The organism is Acidovorax sp. SUPP3434, from assembly GCF_030159015.1.
In the GTDB taxonomy this organism is placed as follows: domain Bacteria; phylum Pseudomonadota; class Gammaproteobacteria; order Burkholderiales; family Burkholderiaceae_C; genus Paracidovorax.
Window position 1 is genome coordinate 1 of sequence record NZ_BQXL01000024.1, and the last position, 13,325, is coordinate 13,325.

The 13,325-nt window shown below is 60.3% G+C and carries 15 protein-coding genes, 2 tRNA genes and 1 pseudogene; 14 read left to right on the forward strand and 4 right to left on the reverse strand.

Going from position 1 to position 13,325, the window contains the following annotated elements; translation table 11 throughout:
- The 12 genes and pseudogenes from AVKW3434_RS22575 to greB all read left to right on the forward strand — a co-directional run.
- Positions 1-182 (forward strand): annotated as a pseudogene (locus AVKW3434_RS22575) (hypothetical protein); the annotation flags it as partial.
- Between the two features lie 479 nt (positions 183-661).
- On the forward strand, positions 662-895 hold the full coding sequence (locus AVKW3434_RS22580; RefSeq protein ID WP_284407014.1) for a major capsid protein: 234 nt from the start codon (positions 662-664) through the stop codon (positions 893-895).
- Positions 895-1,017 carry a hypothetical protein gene (locus tag AVKW3434_RS22585; RefSeq protein ID WP_284407612.1) on the forward strand — a complete coding sequence of 41 codons (123 nt, stop codon included), beginning with the start codon at positions 895-897 and terminating at the stop codon, positions 1,015-1,017. Before AVKW3434_RS22580 ends, AVKW3434_RS22585 begins: the two co-directional genes overlap by 1 nt.
- Positions 1,017-1,358 (forward strand): hypothetical protein, encoded by a 342-nt coding sequence (locus AVKW3434_RS22590; protein WP_284407613.1) that lies wholly within the window; start codon positions 1,017-1,019, stop codon positions 1,356-1,358. The genes AVKW3434_RS22585 and AVKW3434_RS22590 overlap by 1 nt, the downstream gene beginning before the upstream one ends.
- Positions 1,359-1,640: 282 nt before the next feature.
- Positions 1,641-2,774, forward strand: coding sequence for a virulence factor TspB C-terminal domain-related protein (locus AVKW3434_RS22595; protein ID WP_284407614.1), 1,134 nt, complete (start codon positions 1,641-1,643; stop codon positions 2,772-2,774).
- Positions 2,775-2,776: 2 nt separating this feature from the next.
- On the forward strand, positions 2,777-3,076 hold the full coding sequence (locus AVKW3434_RS22600; protein ID WP_272564868.1) for a DUF2523 domain-containing protein: 300 nt from the start codon (positions 2,777-2,779) through the stop codon (positions 3,074-3,076).
- A gap of 56 nt (positions 3,077-3,132) precedes the next feature.
- Positions 3,133-4,083, forward strand: coding sequence for a zonular occludens toxin domain-containing protein (locus tag AVKW3434_RS22605; RefSeq protein WP_502869162.1), 951 nt, complete (start codon positions 3,133-3,135; stop codon positions 4,081-4,083).
- 325 nt (positions 4,084-4,408) lie between these two features.
- A complete protein-coding gene (locus AVKW3434_RS22610) occupies positions 4,409-5,014 on the forward strand; it encodes a recombinase family protein (RefSeq protein ID WP_284407616.1) in 606 nt (201 codons plus the stop codon).
- A gap of 9 nt (positions 5,015-5,023) precedes the next feature.
- Positions 5,024-6,028 carry a heat-inducible transcriptional repressor HrcA gene (hrcA, locus tag AVKW3434_RS22615; protein WP_284407617.1) on the forward strand — a complete coding sequence of 335 codons (1,005 nt, stop codon included), beginning with the start codon at positions 5,024-5,026 and terminating at the stop codon, positions 6,026-6,028.
- A gap of 19 nt (positions 6,029-6,047) precedes the next feature.
- A tRNA-Ile gene (locus tag AVKW3434_RS22620) sits at positions 6,048-6,124 on the forward strand.
- Between the two features lie 232 nt (positions 6,125-6,356).
- Positions 6,357-6,433, forward strand: a tRNA-Arg gene (locus AVKW3434_RS22625).
- Positions 6,434-6,512: 79 nt separating this feature from the next.
- A complete protein-coding gene (gene greB, locus AVKW3434_RS22630) occupies positions 6,513-7,070 on the forward strand; it encodes a transcription elongation factor GreB (RefSeq protein ID WP_284407618.1) in 558 nt (185 codons plus the stop codon).
- A gap of 18 nt (positions 7,071-7,088) precedes the next feature.
- Here the strand turns inward: greB and AVKW3434_RS22635 are convergent, their stop codons facing one another.
- The 4 genes from AVKW3434_RS22635 to AVKW3434_RS22650 all read right to left on the reverse strand — a co-directional run bounded on the left by AVKW3434_RS22635 (position 7,089) and on the right by AVKW3434_RS22650 (position 11,232).
- Positions 7,089-9,359 (reverse strand): RelA/SpoT family protein, encoded by a 2,271-nt coding sequence (locus tag AVKW3434_RS22635; protein WP_284407619.1) that lies wholly within the window; start codon positions 9,357-9,359, stop codon positions 7,089-7,091.
- A gap of 96 nt (positions 9,360-9,455) precedes the next feature.
- Positions 9,456-9,659, reverse strand: a complete 204-nt coding sequence (gene rpoZ, locus AVKW3434_RS22640) for a DNA-directed RNA polymerase subunit omega (protein ID WP_272564822.1) — start codon at positions 9,657-9,659, stop codon at positions 9,456-9,458.
- A gap of 18 nt (positions 9,660-9,677) precedes the next feature.
- Positions 9,678-10,298, reverse strand: coding sequence for a guanylate kinase (gene gmk, locus AVKW3434_RS22645; protein WP_272564821.1), 621 nt, complete (start codon positions 10,296-10,298; stop codon positions 9,678-9,680).
- A 40-nt stretch (positions 10,299-10,338) separates the two neighbouring features.
- Positions 10,339-11,232 (reverse strand): YicC/YloC family endoribonuclease, encoded by an 894-nt coding sequence (locus AVKW3434_RS22650; protein WP_284402715.1) that lies wholly within the window; start codon positions 11,230-11,232, stop codon positions 10,339-10,341.
- A 90-nt stretch (positions 11,233-11,322) separates the two neighbouring features.
- On the opposite strand from AVKW3434_RS22650, the gene AVKW3434_RS22655 reads away from it, so the two are divergent.
- Positions 11,323-12,339, forward strand: coding sequence for a serine/threonine protein kinase (locus AVKW3434_RS22655; protein ID WP_272548837.1), 1,017 nt, complete (start codon positions 11,323-11,325; stop codon positions 12,337-12,339).
- Entirely contained in the window at positions 12,336-13,238 is a 903-nt protein-coding gene (locus AVKW3434_RS22660; protein WP_272564820.1) for a PP2C family protein-serine/threonine phosphatase, read from the forward strand. Before AVKW3434_RS22655 ends, AVKW3434_RS22660 begins: the two co-directional genes overlap by 4 nt.
- Positions 13,239-13,325: the final 87 nt, after the last annotated feature.

Below are 13,325 nucleotides of genomic sequence, written 5' to 3' on the forward strand. Positions count from 1 at the left end.
CCAAGGGCATGAGCGCTGCTGAATTCACCCTCGGCACGGCGGCTGAATTCGATGCGTTCAAGCATCTGCCGTTTCCTTTTTCGGCCGAAGCCGACATGGAAATGGTCACCAATGGCAAGACCATGAAGACCGTCATGCACAAGCTCACGCCGAAGGCTGTTGCCACCGGCAAGGGCCAGTAAAACCCCATTTCGTTCCCGGTGACGTATGCAAATAGTCCCACGGTACTACGTGCAGTCAACGGATGACTACACCTTTCTGCGCGCTGACGGAGAGGGCGGTGTCGATAGCACCCCGCTCATTGTCAACGCCACGCCGTTTTCGACCCCTGAGGCTGCGGTCGATGCGGTCCAGGATCACTGCGCAGGCGAGGCGGTGGTGTTTCGGACCTATGAGCTAGATCGGGCCTAGTTGTGGATAGCTATTTCCTCGTCCTTGGCTTGCTCGGTGCTGCAGGGGTGATGGCGGGCATCGTGGCGGGCTTGATCTTGGTCCGCATGCGGGAGGTCCGTCGCATGTAGTTCTCGATTCGGTCCCGGTCTCTTTTTTTTGCCCTGACTGTTTAGTGCAACTAAACACAAGGGCGGAAATTGATAGCTCGATGCGCAGCGCGCTGCGTATCCGGCTGCAATTTCGCAGCGTTGGAAATCAAGGAAATCACATGTACGAAAACACTCTGGGCGTAGCCCGCAAGTTCGGCGCCAAGGTTGGCGCGAAGGCTGCTGCTGCTGGTGCGGCCCTGGCCCTGTCTGCTGGGTCGGCCCTGGCGGAAATCCCTGCTGAAAGCAAGACTGCTCTCGGCGGCATGAAGGCTGACGGCATGGAGATGGCCGGCATTGTGCTGGTCGCAATCATCGCCGTCTTCGCCATCAAGTTCCTCCGCAAGGGCCTCTGATGCTCGCGCTGATTACGCCAGTTCTGGCGGGCATGGGCTACAACGCGATGGCCGTGTCAGCGCTGGTGTTGTCGGCGCGCGTGTGGCTCTTTTGCCATCGGTTCATGCGCAGGGGGTTGTGATGGCTTTTCAAGTCGGCACGGCCTGCTATCCGACCGCCAAGCAGGCGGCTGAAGCTTCTGCGTCTGCGCAGGTTGGCGCTGTGGTCTCGCACGGTGGCACTGCCTATGTCATGGACATAGGTGGTGTTGCTGATGCGTCGATCACTTATCGGCTGCAGCCCGTTGCGGGCGGTGCGCCGCTGCAGATTGTCTCAACGTATACAGCTCAGCCGTGTGGCCTGCTGCAGATGCAGGACGGCTTGTACATGGGCTGGATGGTCGCTGGAGCCTGGATCGCAACCTATGCGGTCATGTTCTTGGCGCGTGCTTTCAGGGGGGAAGAAACAAATGACAACGCCTGATTTTTGGGCCGCATTTGCCGCAGTGCTCGGCATGGCTTGGATCGTATGCGTGCGCTGGTAGCCGCTGTCCTGCTGTGCTGCGGTGGTGGTGCTAATGCCGCTTATTCGCAGTTGACGCCTCCCCCTGGGTGGACTGCGGGCACTGGTGCTGGGGCCACCTATTCGGCCAAGACAATGACCGATTTTGAGCGGTTGACAGCTCGGCCTGCCGCTACGCTGACTACCGCGGGGAGGACTGCATCTGTTCCTACTGCCTTGCGATTGTCTGCCTCTGCCCCGCGCGTGATAGCAGCAGCGATCTATTTCAATCCCTATGTGCGGTTAGGTGTCGGCATCGCGTCGTTGCTCTATACCGCAAAAATGTTTTGGGACGAATCTGATAAGAGGTGGAAGCAGAGCATTGATGAGGATGAGGTAATTGTGCGCTGGGAGTACACCTTTCCTGGTGCTGGTCAGAACTTTCCAACTGCTCTTGAAGCCTGTCGAGTTATTGTGGCTCGTCAGATGCCTCAGGGCGCTCATGTTGCGGCTTACTCCGTCAACGGCATTAAGTGCACTGGCGGCTTTGCGTTTCCGTATGAATTCATCGGCCAGCCTGCGGGCTATGTGTTTGGTGTTGAGTTCAACGGCATCGAGCGTGTGCAGAAGCCGTGCCCTGCTGGCTCCGTGGCTACAGATGCTGGATGTGTCGTCAAGGGCTCCCGTACAGACACTATTGAAAGTCCGGAAGAGTTCGCTCGCAGGGTGTTGAATCCTGCTAATCAGGTTGGGTGGCCTAACGTCCCTGCCGATTGGCCTTTGCCTGCAAGCGTCCCTGGCGAGTTGCCAGCCAATACCCCGTTGCCCGTTGAAAAGCCTGTTATTAATCCCGGTCCGGACGGCAAGCCTAGCCCTCTCTTCATCCCTACGGGCAGCCCAATCCCAAACCCAAAGTATGACCCGTCTGCCGCGCCTGGTCCTGGCAATCAGCCGTGGATTCAGCCGGGCTTCCGCGTGGTGCCTGCGCCTAGTACGGATGATCCTTGGCGCGTGGATATACAGCCGGTAGATCGGCCGTTGGCTTCGCCTGATGACAACCCGGATCCTGAGCCCAATCCAGAGGATCAGCCAAAGCCTGAGGACCAGCAGAGCCTCTGTGAAAAGCATCCGGACATTGTGGCTTGCCAAAAGCTCGGAGAGATTGAGGCCAAGCCTCTGCCGGCCAATGTCGTCCCGCTCAAGTTGGAAAGGGAGGAGGGCTTTGGCCCTTCTAACGGGTCTTGTCCAGCGCCTCGGCATCTGTCTGCCATGGGTATGGACCTTGAATTCCGATGGGACTTGTTCTGCGATTTCGTTAGCGGGGTGCGCCCGCTCATTGTCGGCTTTGCCTACTTGGCGGCAGTGCTGTCGTTTATGGGCTTGTCCCGGAAGGATTGACCATGGAAGGCATTGCTGAGTGGCTGGCGAAGATATCCTGGCCTATCGTCTCGCGCGTCATGGTGGCCCTCGGTTTTGGCTACACCACCTATGAGGGTGCCAGCACGGCTGTGTCGACGGCCATGAATGCCGCCAAAGCGGCCATGGCTGGATTCGGCGGAGAGGTGCTTCAGCTCATTGCCATGTGCGGCTTCTTCGATGCCATGGCTATCACCAGTGGTGGAATTGTGTCTGGCCTCGCCTGGATGGCGATGAAGCGCTTTGCTCTGCAGACGACTGGCGGCAACGCCGGGGGTGGCTGATGCTCACCCTTATCACTGGTGCTCCTGGGACTGGAAAGTCCGCTGCCCTGGTCTCCATGCTTGCTGACGTGGCCAAGGGTCGGCAGTTGTTCGTGAACGGTATACCGGATCTCAAAATCGAGCATGAGGAGCTTGCTGAGCCTGAGCGGTGGCACGAACTGGTTCCTGATGGGGCCGTCATCGTTATCGATGAGGTCCAGCGGGTCTGGCGTCCTCGCGGTCCTGGGGTCAAGGTGCCCGAACACGTTGCCAAGTTGGAAACCCACCGGCACCGTGGGCTCGATTTTTACATCATCACGCAAGGCCCCAATCTAATTGATTCGAACGTGCGTGCCCTGGTGGGGCGTCATGTCCACCTCCGTGAGTTGGGCATCCTTGGCCGCTGGTGGTATGAATGGCCTGAGTGTGCCGATAACTGCCGGACGGCGTGGAAAAACGCCCCAATCAAAAAGCGCTACCGATTGCCTAAGCATGTTTTCGGGCAGTACAAAAGCGCTTCCGTGCACATCAAGCCGATTCGCTCTGTGCCTTGGATGCTGGCTGTGGCGGTGCTTGCGCTCGTCGGCGTAGTCGTCATGACCTGGCGCGTGTATGGCTCCATTTCGGCCAAGGTAAATCCGCCTGCGCCTGCTCCTGTAGTCGCCGCTGCTGGTCCGGCTGCAGTGGTGCCTCAGGCGCAGTCAGTTGGTGTGGCTGTCGCTCAGGTGCAGCCGGTACCTGATGAGCGCGTCGACTTTATGCCGCGCCTGTCTGACAGGCCTTGGACTGCCCCTGCATATGACCACTTGCGAAAGGTCGTGGTGATGCCCGTCATCACTGGCGCCATGTGCATCGATGGCGTGTGCAAGTGCTATTCGGGCGCTGCTCGATTGCTGGATGTCAGCAGTGATGCTTGTAACCAGTGGCGCATTGACAGGCCTTTTAACCCTTACGTGGTGGCTGATGGCGTTGACAAGCCTCGTCAGGACCGTGACCCCAAAGAGGTGCAGCCGGCGGCGCCGTCTTGATATCCTTTTGGCTTTCAAAAGGGAGGTATCTATGGGTTTTCAGGACAGGGACTATTACCGCGATCACCTCAAGCGTATTGAGTCTCATAAGGAGGCCGGTCGCTTGACCAGGCGCGTCGTGTCTGTGCCTTGGTGGCGTCGGCATTTTGTCCCTCTTGTGGCGGCTGTGGCCGTCGTGGTCGGTTATGGCTTGCGATGGTGGATGGGTCGCTGAGTCGAACAGTTTGTGGCGGCCCTTTTGGGGCCGTTTTTCGTTGGACCGCATCCCAGCTATTCCCGCAAAGATAAATCGTTTCGTTCCCGGATACGCAAAAAAGGAGGATTGATGCAGCAGCAGCGGGGTAGGTTGGTTGGATATGCGCGCGTGTCAACAAAGGATCAGGAGACTAGGCTGCAGCTTGATGCGCTCGCCGCTGCTGGTGTTCAGGTGCTCTTTGAAGAACAGGCGAGTGCTGTGAAAGTGCGGCCTGTGTGGGACAGGTGTTTGCAGTCTCTCGCTAGCGGTGATGTGCTTGTGGTGTACAAGCTGGATCGGTTGGCTAGATCCATTTCACATTTCGTCAATGTCTTTGACGTCCTGAGGGCTCGCGGCGTGGGTTTTAGGTCGCTCACTGAGGCTATTGAAACTGTGACCCCTCAGGGCCGTATGTATCTCAATTTGCTTGCCGTGTTCGCTGAGTTTGAGCGCGAGCTAATCCGTGAAAGGTGTGTGGCTGGACAGCGTGCTGCGCGTGCTGCTGGCAGGACCTGGGGGCGTCTGCCTAAGTTATCTCGAGATGATGTTGCTCAGGCTGTTCAAGCGTGGCGCAGTGGGTGGTATACGCAAGATGTGCTGGCGTCGATGTTGGGTGTGCCTGTCGGTACTTTGCGGTACCACATCCACCGATATGAAGGACGCGGCCAGAACGGTCCTTGGCCCTTACATAAGTAAAATGATTCAATGCTTGATGACCGTGCCAAGTTGTTGCTGAAGGCGCTCGTAGAGCGCTACATAGCCGATGGCCAACCCGTGGGTTCGCGTACGCTGTCGCGCGCGTCCGGTCTCGACCTCTCTCCCGCCACCATTCGTAACGTGATGGCCGATCTCGAAGAGATCGGACTGATCGCAAGCCCGCACACGTCTGCCGGCCGAATTCCGACGGCCAAAGGGTATCGCCTGTTCGTTGACACCATGTTGACAGTGCAGCGCGAACAGCTGTATTCGCCGCAACTGGCTGCAGAGCAGCCGCAAAAGGTAATTGCCAACGCGGCGCATTTGCTGTCCAGCCTGTCCCAGTTCGTGGGCGTTGTCATGGCACCCCGGCGTGCCTCGGTGTTCAGGCACATCGAATTCTTGAGATTGTCCGAGAAGCGGCTTCTGGTCATCATCGTCTCTCCTGAAGGAGACGTGCAGAACCGCGTGATCTTCACCGATGTGGACTACTCGCAATCGCATCTCGTGGAGGCGGCCAATTTCCTGAACAGCCACTATTCCGGAATGGACATGGACCAGGTGCGCGAGCGCTTGAAGACGGAGGTGGATCAGCTGCGGGAAGAAATCGGCTCGCTGATGCAGGCGGCTGTCAACGTCGGGTCCGAAGCGATGGCGGAGTCTCAGGACAATGTGGTGATTTCTGGTGAGCGCAATCTGCTGGCAGTCAGCGACTTTTCCAACGACATGGGCAACCTGCGCCGTGCGTTCGACCTGTTCGAGCAGAAGACGCAAATCCTGCGTTTGCTCGATGTTTCCAACCGTGCAGATGGTGTGCGCATCTTCATTGGCGGGGAGAGCCAGATTGTCCCGTTCGAGGAGCTTTCGGTGGTCACCGCTCCTTATGAAGTGGACGGTCAAGTCGTCGGCACCCTGGGTGTCATTGGGCCAACCCGGATGCCGTACGACAGGATGATCCAGATCGTGGACATCACATCCAAGCTGGTTTCCAACGCGCTGAGTTACCGCAAGTAAGCACATACAATTGGCGAGGGGGGCGTTAGCTCAGTTGGTTAGAGCAGAGGACTCATAATCCTTTGGTCGCGGGTTCAAGTCCCTCACGCCCTACCAGTTCAACGGGCTTGATGGCTGTTCATGGCAATTCCTCATGTGCCTGTTCAGGCGTATCGCGTGGACATGAGAGTTGAGATGCCTGCTTTTTCTGCGAACGAAGCCAAGCAGCCTCAAAAGATGGGTTAGAATTTAAGTCTTGATTGATTGCGAAATTCCTCACAGAGTTCGCGTAAAAATCAAAACAAGAAATGAATGGCGGCGTTGAAAAGATGCTATAATTCAAAGCTTAGCGGCTGTAGCTCAGCTGGATAGAGTACTTGGCTACGAACCAAGGGGTCGTGGGTTCGATTCCTGCCAGCCGCACCAAACGGTAAGCCCTAGAACAGTGATGTTCTAGGGCTTTTTCCGTTGGGGGTTCAAATGCTCTCTGCATGAAAATGCACCCATGAGCAAGGCATTCACCAAAGAATCGGATCAGTCCGATGACGAAGATTTTTCCCCTGCACCCCTTCCTGCGGGTAGCAAGAACTACATCACCCCTTCCGGCTACGCCAGGCTGCGCGATGAACTGCTGGATCTCATCGACAACGAGAGGCCCAAGATCGTTGAAGTGGTTCATTGGGCTGCAAGCAATGGGGACCGTTCGGAGAACGGGGACTACCTGTATGGCAAGAAACGCCTGCGCGAAATTGATCGCAGGATTCGGTTCCTGACCAAACGACTCGAAATTGCCGAAGTGGTCGATCCCGCCATTCACGCTGGAAGTGATCAGGTGTTCTTTGGTGCCACGGTCCACTATGCGGACGATGAAGGCGTCGAGCGCACCATCACGATCCTGGGAATCGACGAGGTCGAGACGGGCCTGGCGCAAGTCAGTTGGGTGTCGCCGGTGGCTCGGGCCTTACTGAAGGCCCGCGAAGGGGATCAGGTTCAGTTGGCCACGCCAGGTGGCACGCGGACGCTGGAGGTTTTGGACGTCCGCTATCCCCAACCGGTGGCATAGGGGGCCAGTGTGCCGGCCTTACCCCTGCGGCAGCACGCGGAAAGCGCGAAGCACTGCGGGCGTTCGGCGCAAATTGCGCAAGGAGGCCTCGACGTGTGACTGGTCTCGTGCGGCGATGACAAAACGCAAATCGGTCGTGTCCATGGCGGCTTCATCGTCCATGTCGACGTGAACGATGTCCGCTTCGGAGCTCGCCAGTTCGGCGGCGATACGTGCCAAGACGCCCTTGCCGTTGGCCACGGTCACGACGATCCCGGTTTCGAACATGCGCGTTGGCTCATCGGCCCAGTCCACGGCGATAAAGCGTTCGCTGTCCTTGTGCTGAAGCTTTTTTGCCACGCTGCATTGGGCGTTGTGAACCACAAGCCCTTCACCGCGCCCCAGGTAGCCGACGATGGGGTCTCCCGGCACAGGCCGGCAGCAGTTCGCGTACTGAACGGATGCGTTTTCGCTGCCGTCCAAAGTCACGCCACCTTGCGACAGGGTTTCGTGGGATGAATACCTTTCACGCGTCAGCAACAGGGCATCGGGTCGGTGTCCATGTTCCGTCATCAGCACCATGAGGCGTTTCGCCACGATGCCCGCAATGCGTTTGCCCAGACCGATGTCGGTCATGAGTTCATTGCGTGTTCGATTGCCTGTGAAGCGGAGCAGCTTGTCCCACAGTGCCTGGTTCTCCGACTCGGTCGGCAGGCGTTCCAGCCCCTCGGCCCTCAGGGCCTGGGTCAAAAGCTTTTCGCCCAGTCCCGCTGATTCGGTATGTGCCAGCGTTTTGAGGTAGTGACGAATCTTCGAGCGTGCGCGGCCAGTGCGCACGAAGCCCAGCCAGGCGGGATTGGGCGTGGACACCGGCGCCGTGATGATCTCCACCACATCGCCATTCTTGAGCTCGGTCCGCAGGGGGACCTGCTCGTTGTTGATCTTGGCGGCCGTGGTGCGGTCACCCACATTGCTGTGGATGGCATAGGCGAAATCGACCACCGTGGCGCCCCGTGGCAGTGCCATGATCTGGCTCTTGGGGGTGAAGACATAGACCGCATCGGGGAACAGGTCCACCTTCACATGGTCCCAGAACTCCGCGGCATCCCGCGTTTCGTTCTGAATGTCGAGCAGCGACTGGAGCCACTTGGTGCCAAGGCGCTCCGCGGCCGATCCGTCGGCGTCCTGTGCTTTGTACAACCAATGGGCGGCCACGCCGGCTTCCGCCACCACGTGCATTTCCTCGGTGCGCATCTGAAATTCGATGTTGACTCCGGAAGGTCCGACCAAGGTGGTGTGCAGCGACTGGTAGCCGTTGAGCTTGGCGATGGCAATGTGGTCCTTGAATCGCCCAGGAACAGGCTTGTACATCTGATGCAGCACGCCCAGTGCCGTGTAGCAATCGACCACGGTCGGCACGATCACGCGAAAGCCGTAGATGTCGGTCACCTGGGCAAAGCTCAGGTGCTTGGTGTCCATCTTCTGGTAGATGGCATAGAGCGTTTTCTCGCGGCCTGCGAGGCGGGCTTTCATGCCCAGCTTCGAAAACGCGGTGTCGACCTCGGCTTGAACCCGCTGCACGATATCGCGCCGGCGGTTGCGCGATTTGTTCACCGCCTTGGACAGGGTCGCGTAGCGCCAGGGATGGAGATGCCGGAATGACAGATCCTGCAGCTCCCGGTAGGTCTGGTTCAGCCCGAGCCGGTGGGCGATGGGGGCGTAGATCTCGAGGGTTTCGGAAGAAATGCGGCCCCATTTGCTGCGCGGCATGTCCGAGAGCGTGCGCATGTTGTGCGTGCGGTCGGCCAGCTTGATCAGGATGACCCGTACATCGCGGGCCATTGCCAACAGCATCTTGCGGAAGGACTCGGCCTGGTTCTCTTCGCGGGTGTTGAACTGCAGCTTGTCGAGCTTGGTGAGGCCATCCACCAATTCGGCCACCGGCAGGCCGAAGCGATCGATGAGATCGGACTTGGTGACGCCGCAATCTTCCATGGCGTCGTGCAGCAGTGCCGCCATCAGCGCCTGGCCATCCAACTTCCAAGTGGCGCACTGGGCCGCCACTGCGATGGGGTGGGTGATGTAGGGCTCGCCGCTGTTGCGCAACTGCCCCAGGTGGGCTTCGTCGGCAAAGCGGTAAGCCTGCCGCACCTGTTCGATGCTGGCTGCGTCGAGGTAGCCGAGGTTCTCGGTGAGGGCCGCAAAACTGGCCGCTGCTGCGTTGGCGGCTGCTGCGGACGTGCCGCCCGCCGCCCCGCTTTCGCCGGGGCGCGGGTCTTGGGCAGATGGTTTATTCAAGACCGCATTCATCCCTTTAATGTAGCTTGCTGGGGAGATCGTGGTTTTTGGCCAAAAAAAAGCACCGCAAAGCGGTGCTATTGGGCTGCAGCAGCAGACCTGAGCGCGTCAGCCCGGGACCTTTTTCAGCATCTCCAGACCGACCTTGCCTTCGGCGATTTCGCGCAAGGCGGTCACCGCAGGTTTGTTGCGGCTTTCGATCTTGGGGGCATGGCCTTGGCTCAGCATGCGGGCGCGGTACGTGGCTGCCAGCACGAGTTGAAAGCGGTTGGGGATGTGCTCGAGGCAGTCTTCAACAGTAATGCGGGCCATGCGTCTTCTCCAGAAGGATCAGGTGATATTGAGGGATTCGAACGTGTCGGCCCGTGCACGGCGTTGCGCCGCATACTTCAGCCGCTGAGCGTGGACGATGGTTTTCAGGTCGAAAAGCGCACGCTCAAAGAGTTCGTTGATTATAACGAAGTCGAATTTGTATGCCTGTTCCATTTCCTGGGCGGCATTCTTCAGCCGGATCTCGATCACGTCCGGAGCGTCCTCCCCGCGGCGTTCCAGGCGGGATCTCAGTTCTTCCCAACTGGGGGGGAGGATGAAGATGAGAACGGCATTCGCAAAGGCCTGTTTGACCTGGATCGCGCCCTGGAAGTCGATTTCCAAGACTACATCGGCGCCTTGCGCAATGCGCTCCTCGATAGCCTTGCGGGATGTGCCATAGCGGCGGCCGTGCACGTGGGCCCACTCCACGAAGCCGTCGGAGGCGACCATGGCGTCGAACTCCTGCTCCGAGGTGAAGAAATATTCGCGGCCGTGCTTTTCCTGCCCGCGCGGTGCCCGGGTGGTGTGCGAGACCGAAGGCTGCACATGGGAGTCCAGCTCCAGCAATGCCTTGACCAAGCTCGATTTGCCCGCGCCGCTGGGCGCTGCCACTACGAATAGATTTCCAGGGTAGTCCATGCGGGATAGGTGCTGGCTGCTATCAAAAAAGGATTATCACTCACTCGATGTTCTGGACCTGCTCGCGCATCTGCTCGATCAGGACCTTCATGTCCACGCTGATGCGCGTGAGTTCCATCGCGGCGGACTTGGAGCCGAGCGTATTGGCTTCGCGGTGCAGTTCCTGGATGAGAAAGTCTAGGCGTTTGCCCACTTCGCCGCCTTTCTTGAGCAGGCGTTCGATCTCGTCCAGGTGCGAATCCAGCCGGGTGATCTCTTCCGCGACGTCGATGCGGATGGCGAAGGCGGTGGCCTCGGTCAGGGCGCGGTCCTGGGCGGCCTCGGGCAGCGTGGCGTTGTCGGCCAGGGCCATGGCCTCCTTCCAGCGTTCCATGAAACGCTGGCGCTGCTGCTCCACCAGCTTGGGAACCAGCGGCGTGGCCTGATGGGCCAGGGCACGCAGTTGTTCGAGCCGGTCCTGCAGCATGGCCGACAGGCGCTTGCCTTCGCGTTCCCGGGCTTGGACGAGGTCTTTCAGCGCTTTTTCGGCCAGGGCGGGGACGGCATCGCTCCAGTCGTCCTGGGCGGAGCCGGCATTCGCGCACAGGCGCAAGGCGTCGGCGACGCTCAAGGGGGCCGCGTCGGGCAACCAGGCACGAACGGCGTCCTGCGCGGAGTTCAGCCGCTGCAGCAGGCGGGGCGCCGGGTCGGGCAGGGCGGTGGTGTCTTCGTTCTCGATGGAGGCGCGGACTTCGACCTTGCCCCGCTTGAGGCGGGCGGTGAGCAGGCTGCGCAGCACCGGCTCCTGGGCGCGCAGCTCGTCGGGCAAACGGAACGACAGATCCAGGAAACGGCTGTTGACGGACCGGATCTCCAGCCCCAGGCGGCGGGTGCGGCCATCGGTTTCGCCCCCTCCCGCGGATGCACTTTGCTGTGCGCTGGCGTATCCGGTCATGCTGTAAACTGCCATTGGACTTTTCGGTGGTTGCTTGCGATCCGGCGATTATCCGGGTTCCGATTCGTGCCCGAGGTTTCTTCGCAAAATATGTCAAAAATCAAGCCGGCCCCCCTGCCGCCCGACACCACGATTGGTGGCTACCGCGTGGTGCGCCGGCTCTCCTCCGGCGGCTTCGGCGTGGTGTATCTGGCCATCGATCCGGACGGCCAGCAGGTCGCCATCAAGGAATATCTGCCGTCTTCCCTGGCCACCCGCGGCCCGGGCGAGTTGCTGCCCAAGGTGCCTCCCGAAAAGCTGTCGCTGTACCGCCTGGGCCTCAAGAGTTTCTTCGAGGAAGGCCGGGCCCTGGCGCAGATCTCGCACGCCTCGGTGGTGAGCGTGCTCAATTTCTTTCGGGAAAACGAAACCGTCTACATGGTGATGAACTACCTGGAAGGGGCCACCCTGCAGGACTTCATCATCACCGCGCGCGACCTCAAGACGCAGAAGGTGTTCCGCGAGTCCACGATCCGCTCGCTGTTCGACGAGGTGCTGCGCGGCCTGCGCATCGTGCACCAGCACAAGATGCTGCACCTCGATATCAAGCCCGCCAACATCTTCATCACCGACGACAACAAGGCGGTGATGATCGACTTCGGCGCGGCGCGCGAGGTGCTCTCGAAAGAGGGTAACTTCATCCGCCCGATGTACACGCCCGGCTTCGCGGCGCCCGAGATGTACCGCCGCGATTCGTCGATGGGCCCCTGGACCGACATCTACGCGATCGGCGCCTGCATCTATGCCTGCATGCAGGGATTCCCGCCCAACGAGGCGCCGCAGCGCTCCGACAAGGACCGCCTGTCGCTGGCGCTGACCAAGCTGCGCGGCGTGTACTCCGACAACCTGATCGAGGTGGTCGAATGGTGCATGGCGCTCGATCCGCTGTCGCGGCCCCAGTCGGTCTTCGCATTGCAAAAGGAACTGAGCCGCGAGGGCGAGCGGCGCTACACCAAGCTGTCCGTGGGCGAGAAGATGCGCCTGCAGCTCGATACGCTGGTGTCCGATACCAAGAAGAATGTGCAGAAGGTGGGCGAGGCCACGCGAATGGGGGCGAAGCCGAAATGAAATTCTCCGTCTTCCAGGTCAGCCGTCGGGGTGGCCGCGAAACCAATGAAGACCGCATGGGCTACTGCTACACGCGGGAGTCCAGCCTGTTCGTCCTGGCGGACGGCATGGGCGGCCATCCGGAGGGCGAAGTGGCGGCGCAACTGGCGCTGCAGACGGTGTCCGCCGCGTTCCAGCGGCACGCCAAGCCCACGCTGGAAGACGTGCACGGATTTCTGGCCGACGCGCTGCTGGCCGCGCACCACCAGATCCTTCGCTACGCGGCCGACCGCGGCATGCTGGACACGCCTCGCACCACGCTGGTCGTGGCGGTGGTGCAGGAAGGGTCCGCCAGCTGGATCCACTGCGGCGACTCGCGCCTGTACATGGTGCGCGGGGGTGAACTGTTCACGCGCACGCGCGACCATTCGTACCTGGAGCTGCGCAACATGCCGCTGCAGGGCATCGAGCGGGTGAACCGCAATGTGCTGTTCACCTGCCTGGGATCGCCGACCAAGCCCATCTACGACATCACCGGCCCAGTGGCGCTGGAGCAGGGCGACCGCATCCTGCTGTGCTCCGACGGCCTGTGGGGCACGCTGGACGACGAGACCATCGCCCGCCAGCTGAGCCGCCTGCCGGTCTCGCAGTCGGTGCCCGACATGGTCGAAGACGCGTTGCGCAAGGCCGGCGACACCAGCGACAACGTGACCGTGGTGGCGCTGGAGTGGGAGACGCCGGACGCGTTCGAATCCACCCAGGGCATTTCGACCGACAGCATCAGCGACGACGGGTTTTCCTCCACGATCCAGGCCGGTCCACTCGACATGGTGGACGACGACCTGGACGACGAGGCCATCGAACGTTCCATCGCCGAGATCAACGAGGCCATCCGCCGCTCGGCGGCCCGCAAGGCCTGAACGCTCGCTCCGCCCGGCGCTCGGCCGGACGCAGCGCCTGCCGGGTGACCGTGTTGTTTTCGCCGCCCTGTTTTCGTTTTCTACCGG